We start from the raw sequence: 17,591 nt of genomic DNA, 5'->3' as shown, positions 1-17,591 counted from the left end.
TGCCTCCCCCAAGGCGACGGGACCGGCGACCCCATCGGCGATAGCGTGGACAACCTAGCGCCCCATCGTCCCTTACGGAGGCCCCCGCGGTGCCAGACGATCTCACGCTGACCGTGACCCTGCGGCCGGCCGCCCTCGATGCCCGCCGCGGCATCGTCCGGTTGCACCCCGAGGTGATGGCGGCGCTCGCGATCAACCCGGGCGACCCGGTGCGGCTGGCCGGCAGCCGCACCACCGCGGGCATCGCGGCCCGGGCGGAGCCGACCGCGAGCCGGGCGCTGCTCTACGCGGACGACCTGACGCTGGGCAATCTCGGCGTCCGGGACGGCGCGCAGGTGACCGTCACCCCGATCCCGGTGGTGGAGGCGCGCCGGGTGACGCTGTCCGGACCGGCCGAGATCGTCGCGGTGGTGTCGCCGGAGATGCTGCGCCTGGCGCTGCTCGGCAAGGTGGTGAGCACCGGCGACGACGTGTCGCTGCTGCCCCAGGACGTGCTGCCGGACGCGGCCCACCGGTCGCTGGTCGAGGCGGCCCGGCGCAGCCTGGCCAACCGGGTGGGATACGCCTGGACCAGCGCGCTGCTGCGGGTGGTCGGGGTGGAGGACACCGGGGCCGACGGCGCGCTGGTCACCATGGACACGGTGGTGGGCTGGCAGGACGGGCACTTCTCCGAGGTACGCGGCACCGCCGGCCGCACCGTCCCGGCACCGACCACGCCGGCCTCCACCGACCCGGAGGTGCCCCCGCTCAGCGTCGACGACCTGCCCGGTCTGCGCGCCCAGGCGCACGAACTGACCGAACTGCTGGACCTCGGCTTCCACCACCGTGAGGTGCTCGGCCGGCTGGGCACCACGGTGTCGCTCGGCGTGCTGGTCACCGGCCCGGCCGGCTCCGGCAAGTCCGCGCTGGTCCGCGCGGTGGCCGCGAGCCTGGGCGCGACCGTGCTGCCGGTGTGGGCGCCGGAGCTGGCCGCGCTGACCAACGACGCGGCCGCCGCCCGCCTGCGCGGCCTGGCCCGGGACGCCCAGGCCGGACCGTCCACCGTGCTGCTCGTCTCGGACGTGGAGGCGCTCGCCCCGCGCGACCAGCCCGGTCCGCTGTCCACGGTGTTCCGCCAGGTGCTCGCGGAGGTGGTCAAGTCCGGCGCGGCCGTGGTCTGCACCACCAGCCGGCCCGAGTCGGTGGACCCGGACCTGCGCTCACCGGACCTGCTGGCGGTCCAGCTGGCCGTGCCGCTGCCGGACGCGGCCATGCGGCGCGAGCAGCTCGGCGTGCTGACCCGGGGGATGCCGCTGGCCGAGGACGTCCGGCTGGACGACGTGGCCGGCCGTACCCCCGGGTTCGTGGCGGCCGACCTGGGCGCGCTGGCCCGGGAGGCCGGGGTGCGCGCCGCCCTGCGGCAGAAGACCGCCGAGTCGCCGACCGTGACCATGGCCGATTTCGAGGCCGCGCTGGACGTGGTCCGCCCGACGTCGATGTCCGAGTCGACGCTCGAGGTGGCCGCGGTGACGCTGGACGACGTCGGCGACATGGCCGAGACGAAGCAGACCCTGACCGAGTCGGTGCTGTGGCCGCTGACCTATCCGGACACGTTCGCCCGGCTCGGCGTCTCCCCGCCGCGCGGCGTGCTGCTCTACGGCCCGCCCGGTTGCGGCAAGACCTTCCTGGTCAAGGCGATGGCCGGGACCGGCCGGGCGAACGTGCTGTCGGTGAAGGGCGCGGAGCTGCTGAGCAAGTGGGTGGGCGACAGCGAACGCGCGGTGCGGGAGCTGTTCCGCCGGGCCCGGGAGGCGGCCCCGACGCTGGTCTTCCTGGACGAGGTGGACGCGCTGGCGCCGACCCGCGGCCAGGCCACCGACGGCGGCACCACGGACCGGGTGGTGGCCGCGCTGCTCACCGAGCTGGACGGCGTGGAGGACCTGCGCAACGTGGTGGTGATCGGGGCGACGAACCGGCCCGACCTGATCGACCCGGCGCTGCTGCGGCCCGGCCGGCTGGAACGCCTGGTGTACGTGCCGCCGCCGGACGCCCAGGCGCGGGCCGCCATCCTGCGCTCGTCGGCCAAGGCGGTGCCGCTGGACCCGTCGGTCGACCTGGACGCGCTCGGCGCGGAGCTGGACCGTTTCTCGGCGGCCGACTGCGCCGCGCTGATCCGGGAGGCGGCACTGGCGGCGATGCGGCATTCGCTGGACGCCACCATGGTCACCGCGGAGAACGTGGCGACCGCCCGGGAACGGGTGCGCCCGTCACTGGACCCGGAGCAGGTGGCCTGGCTGGCGTCGTACGCCGAGACGCACCGGGCCTGACTAACGCCGGCGGGTGCGGGCCCGGGTGGAACGCAGGCGCCGCAGGCGGCCGATCACCACCGGGTCGTGCGCAAGCGCGGCCGGGTTGTCCAGCAGGCCGTTGAGGATCTGGTAGTACCGGGTCGAGGACAGCCCGAAGGTGTCCCGGATGGCCTGCTCCTTGCTGCCGGCATGCTTCCACCACTTGCTCTCGAACGCGATGATCTGCTGTTCGCGTTCGGTGAGGGCGGTGGCGTCCTCGGCGGGCTGCATGGCGCTCCTCGTTGGCGGGGTCGAGAGCACGCACGTACGTACGAAGGGATGGTCAGCATAATGGCCGCCGCCGATCCCCGCCGCCCGCGGTACCCGGATCCCCGACGCTACATCAGGTGATGTCGCGACTACGCATAGTCCACAGAGCTGTCCCCACCACGAGGACCACCGCGACCACCATCGCCCCGCCCGCCATCGGCCAGGTCAGCGTCAACTGGTCCGGCCGGCAGCCGTCGGCCGAGTAGTTGCAGGAGTTGAAGTCCTCGATGGTGACCGTTTTGGACATCCAGGCCATCACCCAGATCGGCAGCAGCCACGCCTCGGCGAACTTCACCTCGGCCATCGACAGCACCGTGACCAGACCGAACTGGAACACCACCAGCAGGCCGACGACGGCGCCGAGGGCGAGCGCGGTGTGCCGGCCCAGGGACGCGATCCCGAAGCCGATCGCCCCGGCGGCCAGCACCAGCCCGAGCGCCCGCAGCTCCATCAGCGCGAACGACTGCCAGGCTCCGGACGTCATGCTGTCCAGGCTGCCCCGCAGGTTGGCGATCAACGCGAACGCACCGGTCCAGGCGACCGCCGTCAACACGGTCAGCACGGCCAGGCTGACCAGCAGCGCGAGCAGCTTGGTGGTCAGCACCTGGAGCCGCTTCGGCCGCCAGAGCAGCAGGTTCATCATGCCGCCGGTGCTCCACTCGGCGCCCACGTAGGACGCGCCGATGACGAACGCCGCCAGCGCCAGGATGGCGGCCAGGGTGACCACCATGTTCCCGAACTCCTCCCGGAAGTCGAACGTCGGCGTCATGTACCCCTGGTAGCCGTAGTCCTCCCGGGACGGGGTGTACATCTGCCCGCAGTCCGCCGGGTACTGGCCGGCCTCCGGGGTGCCCTTCGCCGCCTCGCACCGCAGCCGGTCCTGCTCGGCGTAGCGCACGCTCTCCTGGTAGTAGCGTTCCGCCTCGGCCTGGGCGGCGGCGATCTGCTCCGGGCCGACCTTGGAGTTGGTCACCGCCGTGCCGACCGCCACCGCGGCGAGCGCGAACAGGCTGCCGATGACCAGCCAGCGGGTGAAACGCCGCTTGACCAGGCGCCGGGTCTCGGCCTTGTACAGGCTCACTGTCCCCACCCTCCCTGCAGCGCCGCCGGCGCCGCCGCGGTCTGATCCACCTGGCGGTTCTCCCCGGCCACCGGCGCGGTGCCGGTGAGCTGGAGGAACACGCTTTCCAGGTCGACCTCGACCGGCGCCAGCTCGCTGACCCAGACGTTGTGCTGGGCCAGCGCCCAGGTGATCCAGGCCGGCCGGTCCACCCCGCTGACCATCAGATAGTCCTGCTCCAGCTCCACCGTGGGGGCGCCGGCCGTACGCAGCGCCTGGGCGACCGCGAGCAGATCCACGCCGGCCTCCACCCGGACCCGCACGGACGACGACTTGTGCTGGGCGAGCACGTCCGCGACCGAGCCTGCGGCCACCCGCCGGCCCGCCGAGATGATCGTGACCGAGTCGCAGATCAGCTGGATCTCGCCGAGGATGTGACTGGACAGCACCACGGTCATGCCGGACTCGGCGAGGTTGCGCATCAGCGTGCGCATCTCCCGGATGCCGCCCGGGTCGAGGCCGTTCGCGGGCTCGTCCAGAATCAGCAGCCTGGGGTTCTTGAGCAGGGCCGACGCCACCGCCAGGCGCTGCTTCATGCCGAGCGAGTAGGTCTTGACCCGGTCGCCGGCCCGGTCCCGCAGGCCGACCAGTTCCAGCACCTCGACCACCCGGTGCCGGTCCACGCCACCGGCGTCGGCCAGCAGCGACAGCGTGTCCCGCGCGGTGAAGTGCGGGAAGAACTGCGGGCTCTCCACGATCGCGCCGATCTGACCGGCCACCTCGGGCAGGTGCCGCGGCACCTCGCGGCCGAGGACGGCCATCCGGCCACCGTTCGGCTTGATCAGGCCGAGCAGGGTACGCAGCGTCGTGGTCTTGCCCGAGCCGTTCGGCCCGAGGAAGCCGTGCACCTGTCCGGCCTCGACGACCATGTCGAAACCGTCCAGCGCGCGGCGCACGCCCTTGCGGCTGCGATACGTCTTCGCGAGACCCGATATCTCCAGTACAGCGGTCACGTAGCGGACTCTAGGCGGTGATTGCCACCGAATGAGTCAGGCGCAGACCACCTGTACGCCCGCGTCGCGGAAACCCTCGACCACCGGCTCCGGCGCGCCCGAGTCGGTCACCAACATCTCCACCTTGCTGATCGGGCAGATCCGGGCGAACGCGTGCCCGCCCAACTTGGACGAGTCCGCGATCACCACCACCCGCTTGGCCCGGGCCACCATCAGGCTGTTCATCGCGGCCTCGCCCTCGTGGTGGGCCGCCGCGCCCAACTCCACGTCCAGCGCGTCCACACCGAGCAGCACGATGTCCAGGGTCACCTCCTTGAGCAGCGCGCTGCCCAGCGGGCCGACCAGTTCGAACGACTGCGGGCGGACCACGCCGCCGGCCACCACGATCTTCATCCGGGACCGGACCAGCAGCTCGTTGGCGATGTTCAGCGCGTTGGTCACCACGGTGAGCTGGGCGCCCTCGCCGCTGGCGTTGAGGTCCGGGCGGACCGCCAGCGCGCGGGCCACCTCGGTCATCGTGGTGCCGCCGTTCAGCCCGACCACGGTCCCCGGCGTGACCAGCTTGGCCGCGGCCTCGCCGATGCGCTGCTTCTCGGCCGAGTGCTTGGCGCTCTTGTAGCGCAGCGGCAGGTCGTACGACACGCCGTTGGCCACCGCGCCGCCCCGGGTCCGGGTGATCATCTGTTGCTGGGCCAGCTGGTCGAAGTCGCGGCGGATGGTGGCCTGCGAGACCTCCAGGCGCTCGGCGGCCTCCTCGACGCTCACCCGCCCGCTGTCGGTGAGTAGCTCGAGCAGGGCATTCCACCGCGCGTACCGGTCCACCAACCCACCCCGATGCACAATCCGTGATAAGAGTGTGCACATTAGTGCGCGAAAGGCCGGGAAGCAAAGAAGGCGCTTGCGCGAACCACGGCGGATGGTTGCGCCTCCCCGGGGCCTCTGCGCAGAATGGCGCTCGAAAGGGCGCTGGACCGAGCGCATCTGCGCATCACACGCCGTGAAGGATCAGCATGACGCACGTGAAGTCGGAGATCGCCAGCCAGCCCGACTGCTGGATGCTCGCCGCCAAGTTGGCCGGGTCACCGGGCCTGCCGCAGCCCGGGGAACGGGTCGCCGTCGTCGGTTGCGGAACGTCCTGGTTCATGGGCCAGGCGTACGCCGCGCTCCGCGAGCAGGCGGGCCAGGGCGAGACCGACGCGTTCCAGGCGTCGGAGTTCCCGCTCGGCCGCCGCTACGACCGGGTCGTCGCGATCACCCGCTCCGGCACCACCACCGAGATCCTGCACCTGCTGGACGCCCTGGACGGCCGCAGCCCGACCACGGTACTCACCACGGACGGCGGCCGGCCCGCCGCGGCGCTGGCCACCGACGCGGTGGTGCTGGACTTCGCCGACGAGCAGGCGGTGGTGCAGACCCGCTTCGCCACCAGCACGCTCGCGCTGCTCCGCGCCCATCTCGGCGAGGACCTGACGCCGATCGCCTGCGACGCCGAGGTGGCCGTCCGCATGCCCCTGCCGGTGCACCCTGCACTCGCCGAGCAGATCACGTTCCTCGGTCGCGGGTGGACCGTCGGCCTGGCCCACGAGGCTGCACTGAAGTGCCGCGAAGCGGCGGCGTACTGGACCGAGGCCTACCCGGCCATGGACTACCGGCACGGACCCATCTCGATCGCCGGTCCGCGCCGGGTGGTGTGGGCCTTCGGCGAGATCCCGCCCGGCCTCGCCGACGACGTGGAGTCGACCGGCGCCGCCTTCGTGCACAGCCGCCACCACGGCGGGTACGCCGCGCTCGGCGCCTGGGGCGGCGGCCGCGACCCGCTCGACCCGATGGCCGACCTGATCCTCGCCCAGCGCGTCGCCGTCCTGCTCGCCACCAGCCAGGGCCTCGACCCGGACCGACCACGCCACCTCACCCGGTCCGTCGAGTCCCGGTGAACGAGCGCCGATCCGCGGAGGACCTTAAAACTCCGGGTGATCCGGTCGTCATCGCCCTGGACGTCGGCGGCACCGGCATGAAGTGCGCGCTGGTCCGGCCCACCGGGGTGGTGCACCACGCGGAACGGCATCCGACGCTCGCCGCCCGCGGTCCGGAGGCGGTCACCGCGAACATCCTGGACATCGCCGCCGGCCTCGCCGACCGGGCCCGGGCCGACGGGCTGGACCCGGTCGCCGCCGGGGTGGCGGTACCCGGCGTGGTGGACGAGGCGACCGGGACCGCGGTGTGGTCGTCGAACGTCGGCTTCCGCGACGTACCGCTGCGGGATCTGGTGACCGCCCGGCTCGGCGTGCCCGCGGCGCTCGGCCACGACGTCCGGGTGGGCGGCATGGCCGAGGCCCGCCTCGGTGCCGGCCGGGGCGAACCGCACGTGCTGTTCATCGCGATCGGCACCGGCATCGCGGCCGCGCACGTGGTCGACGGCCGGGCGTTCGCCGGAGCGCACGGCGCGGCCGGCGAGGTCGGGCACGTCATCGTGCGTCCGGGCGGACTGCCCTGCAACTGCGGCGCGCGCGGCTGCCTGGAGTCGGTGGCGTCCGCCTCCGCGATCGGCCGCCGGTACGCCGAACTGTCCGGCATCACCGACGCGGCCGCGTTCGACGTGGCGGCCCGGTCCGCCGCCGGGGAGCCGCTCGCCACCGCGGTCTGGCGCGACGCCGTCGAAGCCCTGGCCGACGGCCTGCTCACCGCGCAGGCGCTGTACGACGCCGGCATCGTGGTGCTCGGCGGCGGCCTGGCCGAGGCCGGGGAGGCCCTGCTCGCGCCGCTGCTGACCGCGCTCGACCAGCGCCTCACGTTCCACCGGATGCCGCGGGTGGTGCGCGCCGCGCTCGGCGACACCGCCGGCTGCCTCGGCGCCGCCCTGCTGGCCCTCGACTCGGCAGCGGGCCGGCCGGCATGACGAGGGTGACCGGGCGCATCGTCCGCGCCGGCGCGGTGGTGCCGGGATACGTCGAGGTGGACGGGCCGGCCATCGCGGCCGTCGGCGAGCACCCGACCGACAGTGTCGACTACGTCGTACCCGGATTCGTGGACCTGCACTGCCACGGCGGCGGCGGGCACACCTTCACCACCGGCTCGCCGGACGCCGCCCGCGCCGCCGCCGCGTTCCACCTGCGCCACGGCACCACCACGATGCTGGCCAGCCTGGTCAGCTCCCGGTACGAACTGATGCGCGACGCCACCGCCGCCTACCGCCCGCTGGTGGCCGACGGCACCCTCGCCGGCCTGCACTTCGAGGGCCCGTACCTGTCCGGCGTGCGGTGCGGCGCGCAGAACCCCGCGTACCTGCGCGACCCGGCACCGGACGAACTGTCGGCGCTGATCGAGCTGGGCGCCGGCGCGGTCCGCATGGTCACCATCGCCCCGGAACTGCCCGGTGCCCTGGCCGCCATCGCCGACCTCGCTCAGGCCGGGGTGATCGCCGCGGTCGGGCACACCGACGCCACCCACGAGCAGACCCGCGCCGCGGTACGGGCCGGCGCCACCGTCGCCACCCACCTCTGCAACGGCATGCGACCGGTGCACCACCGGGAACCCGGTCCGGTGGTGGCGCTGCTCGACTCCCCGTCGGTGATCTGCGAACTGGTCGCCGACGGCGTACACCTGCACGACGGCATGCTGACCTTCGCCGCCCACGCCGCCGGACCCGGCCGCGCCGCGCTGGTCACCGACGCGATGGACGCGGCCGGCATGCCGGACGGGCGCTACGACCTGGGCGGCCAGGAGGTGACCGTGGCGGACCGGGTGGCCCGGCTGACCCGCGACGGCTCGATCGCCGGCAGCACCCTGACCATGGACGCGGCCCTGCGCCGGGCGGTCGGCGCCGGGCTTGCCCTGACCGACGCCTGCGCCATGGCCGCCACCACGCCGGCCCGGGCACTGGGCCTGGCCGACGAGCTGGGCGCGCTGGAGGCCGGGCTGCGCGCCGACCTGGTGGTGCTGACGCCGGACCTTCAGGTCAAGCGCGTCATGCGGGCCGGTTCCTGGGTCGGCTGAAGACCGGCCGGCCGGTCCCAGCCGTCCGGCAGGCGCGGCAACGGCATTGTGTCCCACGGCACCCGGGCCATCAGCCGGGTCAGCACCAGGCCGAGCAGAAGCCCCGCGACCGAGTCGGTGATCCAGTGGAAGCTGAGATACGTGGTCGTCACGAACACCACGGCCGGCGGCACGATCCGCAGCGCCGCGTGCACCCGCGGGTCCAGCCCACCGAGGAGCGCCGCCAGCAGCAGGGCGATGACGCCGTACCAGACCAGCGCGTTCGCCACGTGCCCCGAGGGGTAGCTCATCCCCAGCGGACCGATCGCCGCCTCGTTGAAGAGGTGGGTCCGGTCCGGCCCGTCGAACCGCGGCGCGGCCCGCTGGAGCCAGACCTTCAACGGCCCGATCGTGAGGTACGTCAACCCGAACCCGGCCGCGAACACGATCAGCGGCCGCACCGAGCGCCGCCGCCACGCCAGCACCCCGGCCAGCAGGACGGACACCGGCATCAGCACCTGTCCGCCCTGCCCGAGGTAGTTGAGGACGCGGGCGGCCCAGTACAGCGGCGCCGGCCGGTGGTCATCCGCCCAGTCGGCCACCGCAGCGTCGAGATCCAGCAGATGCCCGGCGGCCAGCAGCCCGGTGAGCAGCACGAACCCGACGAGGCTCGCCAGGTCGGGCCACCAGTTCTTGGGACGGGTCACGCTCCCACGCTACCGACCCGGGCAAACCCGGCGGGCCAGGTCGCCCACCGTTCCCACCCCCGGCGAGGCGACGGACGAGCGGCTACAGCACGGCCTTCAGCTTGTTGACCAGAATGTCGGCGCGGACGCCGGAGTTCGGGCACCCGCCGAAGTGGTGCAGGGCCACCACCCGGTTCGTCTTGCGGGACAGGACCGGGGACCCGGACGAGCCGCCCTCGGTGTCGCAGAAGTAGGAGACGTCGGTGTCCCGGGCGTACCCGTCGTAGGCGTTGTCCACCACCGCGCAGTTGCCGGCCCGGTCGCCCAGGGCCCCGGCGATGCGGACCGGTTCGCCGGCCGGGTGCTGCGGCACGTACAGCTGCTGGCCCTTCACCGGGCGCACCGGGTCCAGGTTGAGGTGGCCGAACTTCCGCACCAGCGGGAAGTTCTCCACCGTGAAGACCGTGTAGTCGTAGATCCGGTTGGTGGCCAGCACCCGGTCGCCCCACACCTTGGTGGGCCGGAAGACCTGGTAGCCGCCGCACCGGGTGCACTGGTAGTTGAACCAGACCTCGGTGTCGTAGGCGTCGGCCGAGGTGGTGAAGCAGTGGTTGTTGGTCAGCATCCGGTTCTTCTCGCCGACCCGCCAGCCGGTGCACAGTTCGACGCCGTTGATCAGCAGCCGGGCGACCGCCTTGGAGCGGGTGTAGGCCACCGGGGCGGTGGAGCGGTAGCAGATCGCGTCGGCGCTCTGGTCGCCGCCGCACACCGACTCCTCGCGTCCGGTCCGGCCGGGTGCGGCCGGCTCCGGGGCCCGGGACTGCTCGGTGCGGGTGAAGCCGCGGGCCACCCGGTCGACGTGCACGCCCAGGCTGCCGAGCAGGACACCGGCCGCGCTGCCGCCGCCGCGGTGCAGTTCCAGGACCGCGGTGTCGCCGGTGATCGACATGGTCCACTTGTCCACCGCGCCGGTGCCGATCGGCTTCGGCGCGTCGTACCGGTACGACTCCTGCCCCGCCGGGTCGGACACGGTGAGGTAGTCGCCGGGCAGCAGCAGCATGCGGTTGAGGTGCAGCTTCACGTAGGACGCTCCGGGGTAGCGGAACGTCTGGCGGTGCGCCTTTCCGGCGTACCCGAGCACGGTTTTGACGTCGAGCAGTTCCCCTACCCGTTGCCGACCGTTGGTGGCCCTCTCCGTCCGGACGGCCCGCGGCGCCGACGCGGTGGGGGCCGGCCGGGCGGTGGTCTTGGTCTCCGGCCCGGCGGCGGGTGCGGGCTGCACCTTGGCGACCGCGACGGGGGTACGCGCAACGCCCGGCGCCTCGTGCCAGGTGCCGACCGGGCGGCCTTCGTCGCTGGTGTACGTCCGCGCCGCCGCGCCCGCCGAACCGGCCAGGGCGAGGGCGGCGCAGACTCCGACGACGATGCCCACCTTGCGTCGCATGCTTCTCCCGAAATTCCCATCGCGGACATATACGCCAATACACGTATCTCGCTTCTGTGTAACGAGCCACGAGCGGCAGCGACGCGCGCACCCGAGCGTGCACACTAGGTCCGTGCGCATCACGTCCGCCCTCGTCGACCCGGCCCTGCTGGATCTGCCGTGGGGCACTCCCCTGGAGGACTGGCCGGCCGATCACCTGGTCGCGCTGCCCCAGGGCATCTCGCGGCACATCGTCCGGTTCGTCAAACTGAACGACACCGTCTACGCGCTCAAGGAAACCCGCGAGCGGATCGCCGAGAAGGAGTACGACCTGCTCCGCGCGCTGGAGCGGATCGACTTCCCGGCGGTACGCGCGGTGGCCATCGTCACCGACCGGGTCAGCGACGCGGACGGCGAGCCACTGGAGAGCGTGCTGATCACCCAGCACCTGCAGTTCTCGCTGCCGTACCGGGCGCTCTTCTCGCACGTGCTCCGGCCGGAGACGATGAACCGCCTGCTGGACGCGCTCGCCGCGCTGATCGTGCGGATGCACCTCACCGGTTTCTCCTGGGGTGACTGCTCGCTGTCCAACACGCTGTTCCGCCGCGACGCCGGCGCGTTCGCGGCGTACCTGGTGGACGCGGAGACCGGCAACCTGTACCCGCAACTGTCCGAGGGGCAGCGGCTCGAGGACATCGAGATCCTCCGGCTCAACATCTTCGGCGAATGCCTCGACCTGCAGGCCGCCGAGCTGCTGCACGAGGCGATCGACCCGGAGACCGTGGTCGACGACATCGTGGCGCGGTACGAACGGCTGTGGCACGAGGTCACGTACGAGCAGCGGATCCCGCGCGACGCCCGGCACGACATCGAAGGCCGGATCCGGCGCCTCAACGACCTCGGCTTCGACGTCGCCGAGGTGGCCATGTCCACCGTGGACGGCGGCGGGTACGCGGTCCGCCCCAAGGTGGTGGACGCCGGCTACCACACCCGCCGGCTGCTGCGCCTGACCGGACTGGACGCCGAGGAGAACCAGGCCCGGCAGTTGCTCAACGACCTGGACGCGTACCGGGCGGAGAGCGACCTCACCGACGAGCACCAGGCCGCGCACCGCTGGCTCACCGAGGTGTTCGAGCCGGTGGTCCGCGCGGTGCCCGCGAAGCTGCGCCGCAAGCTGGAACCGCAGGAGATCTTCTCGCAGATCATCCAGCACAAGTGGCTGCTGTCCGAGCGGGCCGGGCGGGACGTCGGGATGGCTCCGGCGGTGCAGTCCTACCTGACCGACGTGCTCGCCCACAAGCCGGACGAGCAGGCCGTGCTGGGCGTCGAGGTCGGCGAGCTGGAGATGCTCTAGGCGATTCCCTCGATCGCCACCGGCGGCGGCGTCGCCTGCTCGAGCAGCGCGCGCAGCCCGGCCCGGCGGGCCACCACCACGGCCCGGTCGCCGGCGGCCAGCACCCGGCGGGGATCCGGGGACCAGTCCACCCACTCGGAGTCGGCCGCGGACATGCCGATCACCCGTACGCTCTCCGGCCGGTCCACCCGGCTCAGCGGCGCGCCGTCCAGCGGCGCGCCGGGCAGAATCCGGACCGAGGCCACCAGCAGCGCGTGCCGGTCCACCGGAATGGTGGCGAGCACGTCCCGGTCCAGCATGGAAGCCGCGAACGCGGGCGCCGCCAACCGGGACACACTGCGCGAGATGCCGATGTTGAACGCGGTCTGCACCCGGCGGGCGAAGTCGTCGTCGAACAGGCGCAGCACCACCCGCAGGTCGCTGCGCACCGAGCGGGCGTTCAACGCGGCCTGCAGGTTCGTCGGATCGTCGGTGGAGACCACGACCAGCGCCTGGGCGGCGTCCACGGACGCGGCCCGCAGCGTCTCCTCCAGCGCCGCGTCCGCCACGATCAGCGGCACGCCGAGCTGCTCGGCCACCTTCGCACCACGGGCGTCGGCCTGCCGGTCGATCGCCACCACGTCCATGCCGAGGTCGGTCAACTGGCGCAGCACCCGGGTGCCCACACTGCCCAGGCCGACCAGGACCACGTGGTCGGTACGCGCGCCGCGGACCTTGCCGCTGGACAGCGCCAGCCGCGCATTCACCATGCCCTCGACCACGGCCGCGGTGATCAGCGGCAGGAACGCCAGCCCGGAGATGGTGAGCACCAGCTGCGCGGCCTGCGCGACCGCGCCGTATTCGTCCTCCACATCGGACGAACCCACTGCGGTCAGCAGCGTCACGTAGATGGCCTGCCAGAAGCCGTCGACATGTTCGTCGGCCAGCGCCAGCACCGTACCGGCCACCGCCGTGACGCCCAGCGTGATCAGCACCGCGATGCCCAGCTTGCGGCTCAACGCCGCCCCCACCGCCCGGCCGAACGCCCGCAGGGGCCGGCGCCGCCGCGCCGCCCGGGTCAGCCGCCGGGTCGCCGCGGCCTGCCCGGTGGCCTCGGCCAGCACCAGGTCGGTCGGCCGGGCCGCGTCCCCGGCCGGTTCCGCGGGCAGCACGACGGTCTCGCCCACCTCGCCCGCGGTGGTCAGCGTGCAGACCACCCGCCGCTCGGATACGTCGGCCCGCCGGGTCATGTACAGCGTGCGCCCGGCGTGCCGGAAGTGCGTGGGCGCCACCTCGCCGAGCGCCGCCGCCACGAACGACGGCGCGGCCATGTCGGCGTCGGACAGCACCGCACAGTCGTCGAAGAGCTTGCGGACGCCGTACCCGAGACCGGTGTTGAACATCCGGATCACCAGCCGCAGGTCCGGTTCCACCGACTGCGCGCACAGCGCCGCGTGCAGGTTGACCACGTCGTCCGGCATGACCAGGGCCAGGGCCGCGGCCCCGGCGAGCCCGGCGGTACGGAAGGTGGCCTCGTCCAGCCGGTTCGACCGGATCACCCGGACCGACCGCAGGTGGGTCAGATCCGGCACGTCGGCACGCACCTTGTACGGCAGCACCACGGTGATCCGGATCCGGTGGCCGGCCTTCGACAACTCCTCGACCAGCGTGTACACCAGCGCGTCGCTGCCGCAGACCACGAAGTGCGGCAGGCCGTCGGCGCCGTTCTGGCTCAGCCGTCCCTGCAGCCGCGACACCAGCGAGCGGCGCCCCCCGTCCCGCCCCGCTTCGGCACTCATGCGTGGATGGTAAATGGCGGTCCACCGATTGGCGGTCCCGCGGTGGGGAACTCTGGGCCCATGCAGACGTTCCTGCCGTACCCGGACTTCACGGCCAGCGCGCACGCGCTGGACCAGAAGCGTCTCGGCAAGCAACGGGTGGAGGCCATCCAGGTGCTGCGCGGGCTGATCCAGCCCGGGTACGGCTGGCGCCACCACCCCGCGGTCAAGATGTGGGCCGGCTACGAGGAGGCCCTGGTGCGGTACGGCCTGGACATGTGCACGGTCTGGTCGCAGACCGGCCGGGCCGACACCTGCGCCACCACCCTGGTCACGGATCTGACCGCCGCGTGCGGCGTCACCGCGATCCGGCCCCAGGCCGAGCTGGCCGCGGCCGGTGACCTGCCGCCCTGGCTCGGCGACGAGGCGGTGCACGTCAGCCACCGGTCGGCGCTGGTTCGCAAGGATCCGGAGCGGTACCGCCCGCTCTTCGGCGACGTGGCCGACGACCTGCCCTACTTCTGGCCGGCGTCGGACCGTCCGGCGCGCTGCCGGGGCGACGCCGTCCCGTCCGGACCGGTGTCCTGACCGGCCGCGAGCGCCAGCAGCTCGTCCACCGACCACTGGTCGTACGCGTGCGCGCCGTAGCGGTGGGCCAGCACCGAACCGTCCGGGGCGATGAGGAAGTCGGCCGGCAGCCCGATCCGGCCGCCGTGCGGGTGCACCGACGGCGGGCGTTCCCGGCGGCGCAGGATCTGGACGACGCTGCGCACCACGGCCCGCAGGATCGCCGGCCACACCCGCGGATCCAGCAGCGCCCGCGGCGCCTCGGTCACGCCGAACTCCCGGTACAGCCGCTTGTCCGGGTCGGCGACCAGATCGAAGGGCACGCTCGGGGCGTGTTCCCGCAGCTCCTCGGCGGGCGAGTGGAAGACCAGCACCTCGCGGATGCCGGCGGCGTCGATCTCGTCCCGGCGGCGGATCAGCGTGCCGATGTGCAGGTGGCAGACCGGGCACCCGGCGAACCGGCGGAACTGCAGATGGATCAGGCGCTGCGGATCGGGGACCGGGATCGGCTGGTCGGTGACGGAGGCGAGCTGACGCGCGGCAACCTGCATGACGGGCCCTTCGTAGGCGTACAGCATATACCTAAGAATGGTAGGCGTATGTCGTACGCTGTCAAGCCGTGCCCCGTCCCCGTTCCCTCAGCCCCGACCGTCTCGCCGAGGCCACGGTCGCGGTCGTCGACCGCGACGGCCTGGGCGCCCTCACCATGCGCACCGTCGCCACCGAGCTGGGCATGAGCACCATGGCGCTGTACCGGTACGTCAGCGACCGCGACGAGCTGGAACTGCTCGCGGTGGAATGGGTGCTGCGGGACCTGGACACCACCGCACCGACCGGCGACGACCCGCCGGACCGGCTCCGGGCCCTCGCCCAACGGGTACGCGACACGGTCGGCGCGCACCCCGGCACCGTGCCGCTGCTGGTCCGCCACCGGCACCGGTCCGGCACCCTGCTGCGCTGGTCCGAGACCGTGGCCCGGATCCTGCACGACGCCGGCCTCGACGGCACCCGCCGCGTGGTCGCGCTGCGCGCCCTGCTCAGCTATCTGATCGGCGCACTGCAACTGGAACACCTCGGACCGCTGTCCGGACCCGGCACCACCGTCATCGCGCACCTGCCCGAGGCGGAGTTCCCGTACATGTCGGACACCGCCCGGCAGGCCCGCACGGTGCCCGCGGACGACGAGTTCGCCGGCGGCCTGGACCTGCTGCTGCGTGGGCTAGCCGCCGGTTAGATCCCAGTTCAGCAGCATGAACGGCGCTTCCTCGGTGGCGCCGGCCCGGCGGTACGTCGCCTGCGCCGCCGCATTGTCCGGCTCGGTGCCCACCCACATGCCGTAACAACCGCGCTCCCGGGCCAGGGCGGCCAGCTCCCGCACCAGCTCGGTGGCGACACCCTGCAGGCGGGCGGCGGGCGCGACGCCCAGTTCGTACACGAACATCTCGGTGCCCTTGTCCGGGTGGGTGGTCTCCACGCCGGAGATCATGCCGACCGCGCGGCCGGCGTCGTCGTACGCGAACAGCAGATGATGCGTCGGCTCGGCGAGAAATCGGTCCGTGGCCGCCGGCAGCGGCGGCGCATCGAAGAGATCCGCCGCGCGCAGCACCTCCGCGGCATCCACCACGCGCTCGATCCGCATCCCACCACTCTAGGGCGACCTACCGGATGGTGATGGGGTTGATGATGTCGGCGGCCACCGTGAGCAGCGTGAAGGCGCCGCCGATCAGGATCACCGTGTACGTCAGCGGCATCAGCTTGAGATAGTCCACCTGTCCCGGCTCGGGCCGGCCCAGCCGCGCGGCGACCCAGGCGCGGACCCGCTCGAACCAGGCGATGGCGATGTGCCCGCCGTCCAGCGGCAACAGCGGCAACAGGTTGAAGAAGCCCATGAACACATTCAGCCCGATGAAGATCATCAACACCGTCGACCAGAGGCCGAGGGAGGCCGCCTCGCCGCCGATCAGGCTGACGCCGACCACGCTGACCGGCGTGTTCGGGTCACGCTCCCCACCGGTGATCGAATGCCAGAGCGCCGGGATCTTCGACGGGATCCGCTTGGCCGACTCGTAGGTCTGCTCCACCAGCCAGCCGGAATAGGTCACGGTCGCCCCGACCGCGCCGGCCGGGCCGAAGGTCACCTCACGAGGGGCCGAGATGTGCAGGCCGACGCCCAGTGCCGCCACGGTGCCGACCGGGCCGGCCGGGTCGTCCAGCGGCGGGCGCCGCACCGCGCTCAGGTCGGCCCGCACCACGGCGGGGCGCCCGTCGCGGGTGTAGGCCACCTCCGCCGGGCCGGGCCTGGCCTGGCGGACGACCGACAGCATCTCGGCGTAGGTGGAGATCGGCACCCCGTTGAGGGCGGTGAGTACGTCACCGGTACGCAGCCCGGCCGCCTTGGCCGGCGCCACCGGGTCGGCGGAGGTGCAGGGCCGCACGGCGTCCGGCGTGACACAGTCGCCCACCGTGATCGCGGCCGGCTGGGCGGCCAGGTCGGCCTCGCTCTGCGGATAGTCGCGGTTGGGCACACCGACGTACGCGGCGGCGAACCAGAGCGCGACGACGGCCAGGGCGAACTGCACCAGGACGCCGGAGGCCATGACGACGGTGCGCTTCCACACCGGGAACCGCCACATCGCCCGGTGCTGGTCCGCCGGGTCGACGTCGTCGTCCGGGGTCATCCCGACGATCTTGCAGAATCCGCCGAGCGGGACGGCCTTGAGGCCGTACTCGGTCCCGCCGCGCCGCCACGAGAAGATCGTCGGCCCGTACCCCACGAAGTACTGGGTGACCCGCATCCCGAAGCGCTTCGCGGTGAGCAGATGCCCCGCCTCGTGCAGGCTCACCGAGACGAGGATGGCCACCGCGAACGCCACCGTGAACAACACCCGCACCATCACAGCGCCGAAGGTTACCGGCAGTCCCGCTGCGGCACCCGGTGCCAGATTCGATCGCGAACTCCCCGGCGAGGTCCGCATGCGCCGGGACCCGTGGCAATCAGGGTGGAGCCCCCGGTCGGAATCGAACCGACGACATCTCGCTTACAAGGCGAGTGCTCTGGCCAACTGAGCTACAGGGGCGCGGTCTCAGCATAGCGGCTGACCACGGGACGGACCGAAACGTGCACCCCGCGCCAACCGACCGTCCCAGAAACAAGGTCCACGC

Annotated in this window: 17 protein-coding genes and 1 tRNA gene; 7 read left to right on the top strand and 11 right to left on the bottom strand. The window is 72.7% G+C overall.

Translation table 11 applies throughout. The annotated features are described in order from the left end of the window. The first annotated feature begins 89 nt into the window (after positions 1–89). Complete coding sequence (locus LDL48_RS12235) at positions 90–2,306, top strand: AAA family ATPase (protein ID WP_225255191.1); 2,217 nt, start codon at positions 90–92, stop codon at positions 2,304–2,306. Here the strand turns inward: LDL48_RS12235 and LDL48_RS12230 are convergent, their stop codons facing one another. The 4 genes from LDL48_RS12230 to LDL48_RS12215 all read right to left on the bottom strand — a co-directional run bounded on the left by LDL48_RS12230 (position 2,307) and on the right by LDL48_RS12215 (position 5,492). Then, positions 2,307–2,558, bottom strand: a complete 252-nt coding sequence (locus LDL48_RS12230) for a DUF3263 domain-containing protein (RefSeq protein WP_372472117.1) — start codon at positions 2,556–2,558, stop codon at positions 2,307–2,309. A 112-nt stretch (positions 2,559–2,670) separates the two neighbouring features. Continuing rightward, complete coding sequence (locus tag LDL48_RS12225; protein WP_225255190.1) at positions 2,671–3,678, bottom strand: ABC transporter permease subunit; 1,008 nt, start codon at positions 3,676–3,678, stop codon at positions 2,671–2,673. Further along, positions 3,675–4,670 (bottom strand): ATP-binding cassette domain-containing protein, encoded by a 996-nt coding sequence (locus tag LDL48_RS12220; protein ID WP_225255189.1) that lies wholly within the window; start codon positions 4,668–4,670, stop codon positions 3,675–3,677. Before LDL48_RS12220 ends, LDL48_RS12225 begins: the two co-directional genes overlap by 4 nt. Positions 4,671–4,706: 36 nt before the next feature. After that, positions 4,707–5,492, bottom strand: a complete 786-nt coding sequence (locus LDL48_RS12215; protein ID WP_225255188.1) for a DeoR/GlpR family DNA-binding transcription regulator — start codon at positions 5,490–5,492, stop codon at positions 4,707–4,709. A 188-nt stretch (positions 5,493–5,680) separates the two neighbouring features. On the opposite strand from LDL48_RS12215, the gene LDL48_RS12210 reads away from it, so the two are divergent. From LDL48_RS12210 to nagA, 3 genes are read left to right on the top strand one after another with little or no spacing between them, the layout of a single operon-like run. Beyond that, positions 5,681–6,604: an SIS domain-containing protein gene (locus LDL48_RS12210; RefSeq protein ID WP_225255187.1), complete on the top strand. Its 924-nt coding sequence runs from the start codon at positions 5,681–5,683 to the stop codon at positions 6,602–6,604. Further along, entirely contained in the window at positions 6,601–7,566 is a 966-nt protein-coding gene (locus LDL48_RS12205) for an ROK family protein (protein ID WP_225255186.1), read from the top strand. The genes LDL48_RS12210 and LDL48_RS12205 overlap by 4 nt, the downstream gene beginning before the upstream one ends. Then, entirely contained in the window at positions 7,563–8,663 is a 1,101-nt protein-coding gene (gene nagA, locus LDL48_RS12200; RefSeq protein ID WP_225255185.1) for an N-acetylglucosamine-6-phosphate deacetylase, read from the top strand. The genes LDL48_RS12205 and nagA overlap by 4 nt, the downstream gene beginning before the upstream one ends. Here nagA and LDL48_RS12195 read toward each other — a convergent pair. Both LDL48_RS12195 and LDL48_RS12190 read right to left on the bottom strand, forming a co-directional pair. Beyond that, a complete protein-coding gene (locus tag LDL48_RS12195) occupies positions 8,621–9,349 on the bottom strand; it encodes a phosphatase PAP2 family protein (protein ID WP_225255184.1) in 729 nt (242 codons plus the stop codon). The genes nagA and LDL48_RS12195 overlap by 43 nt on opposite strands. 82 nt (positions 9,350–9,431) lie before the next feature. Continuing rightward, on the bottom strand, positions 9,432–10,772 hold the full coding sequence (locus LDL48_RS12190; protein WP_225255183.1) for a trypsin-like serine peptidase: 1,341 nt from the start codon (positions 10,770–10,772) through the stop codon (positions 9,432–9,434). Between the two features lie 112 nt (positions 10,773–10,884). Here LDL48_RS12190 and LDL48_RS12185 point away from each other — a divergent pair, with 112 nt between their 5' ends. Then, complete coding sequence (locus tag LDL48_RS12185) at positions 10,885–12,105, top strand: DUF4032 domain-containing protein (protein ID WP_225255182.1); 1,221 nt, start codon at positions 10,885–10,887, stop codon at positions 12,103–12,105. Here LDL48_RS12185 and LDL48_RS12180 read toward each other — a convergent pair. Further along, a complete protein-coding gene (locus LDL48_RS12180) occupies positions 12,102–13,883 on the bottom strand; it encodes a potassium channel family protein (protein WP_225255181.1) in 1,782 nt (593 codons plus the stop codon). The genes LDL48_RS12185 and LDL48_RS12180 overlap by 4 nt on opposite strands. A 60-nt stretch (positions 13,884–13,943) precedes the next feature. On the opposite strand from LDL48_RS12180, the gene LDL48_RS12175 reads away from it, so the two are divergent. Then, the gene (locus LDL48_RS12175) at positions 13,944–14,450 is read left to right on the top strand and encodes an MSMEG_6728 family protein (RefSeq protein WP_225255180.1); all 507 of its coding nucleotides are present in this window, start codon (positions 13,944–13,946) and stop codon (positions 14,448–14,450) included. Here the strand turns inward: LDL48_RS12175 and LDL48_RS12170 are convergent. Further along, a complete protein-coding gene (locus LDL48_RS12170; protein ID WP_225255179.1) occupies positions 14,378–15,007 on the bottom strand; it encodes a peroxiredoxin-like family protein in 630 nt (209 codons plus the stop codon). The genes LDL48_RS12175 and LDL48_RS12170 overlap by 73 nt on opposite strands. Before the next feature lie 41 nt (positions 15,008–15,048). Here LDL48_RS12170 and LDL48_RS12165 point away from each other — a divergent pair, with 41 nt between their 5' ends. After that, positions 15,049–15,663, top strand: a complete 615-nt coding sequence (locus LDL48_RS12165) for a TetR/AcrR family transcriptional regulator (protein WP_225255178.1) — start codon at positions 15,049–15,051, stop codon at positions 15,661–15,663. On the opposite strand, the gene LDL48_RS12160 is transcribed toward LDL48_RS12165, so the two are convergent. The 3 genes from LDL48_RS12160 to LDL48_RS12150 all read right to left on the bottom strand — a co-directional run bounded on the left by LDL48_RS12160 (position 15,649) and on the right by LDL48_RS12150 (position 17,506). Then, the gene (locus tag LDL48_RS12160) at positions 15,649–16,068 is read right to left on the bottom strand and encodes a GNAT family N-acetyltransferase (protein WP_225255177.1); all 420 of its coding nucleotides are present in this window, start codon (positions 16,066–16,068) and stop codon (positions 15,649–15,651) included. The genes LDL48_RS12165 and LDL48_RS12160 overlap by 15 nt on opposite strands. 19 nt (positions 16,069–16,087) lie before the next feature. Next, positions 16,088–17,323 (bottom strand): M50 family metallopeptidase, encoded by a 1,236-nt coding sequence (locus LDL48_RS12155; protein ID WP_225255440.1) that lies wholly within the window; start codon positions 17,321–17,323, stop codon positions 16,088–16,090. A gap of 106 nt (positions 17,324–17,429) precedes the next feature. Beyond that, positions 17,430–17,506 (bottom strand) — tRNA-Thr (locus LDL48_RS12150). Positions 17,507–17,591: the final 85 nt, after the last annotated feature.

It is taken from the genome of Jidongwangia harbinensis (assembly GCF_020216025.1).
Taxonomy (GTDB): Bacteria; Actinomycetota; Actinomycetes; order Mycobacteriales; family Micromonosporaceae; genus Actinoplanes; species Actinoplanes harbinensis.
This window is presented reverse-complemented; position numbering and strand designations above follow the sequence as displayed.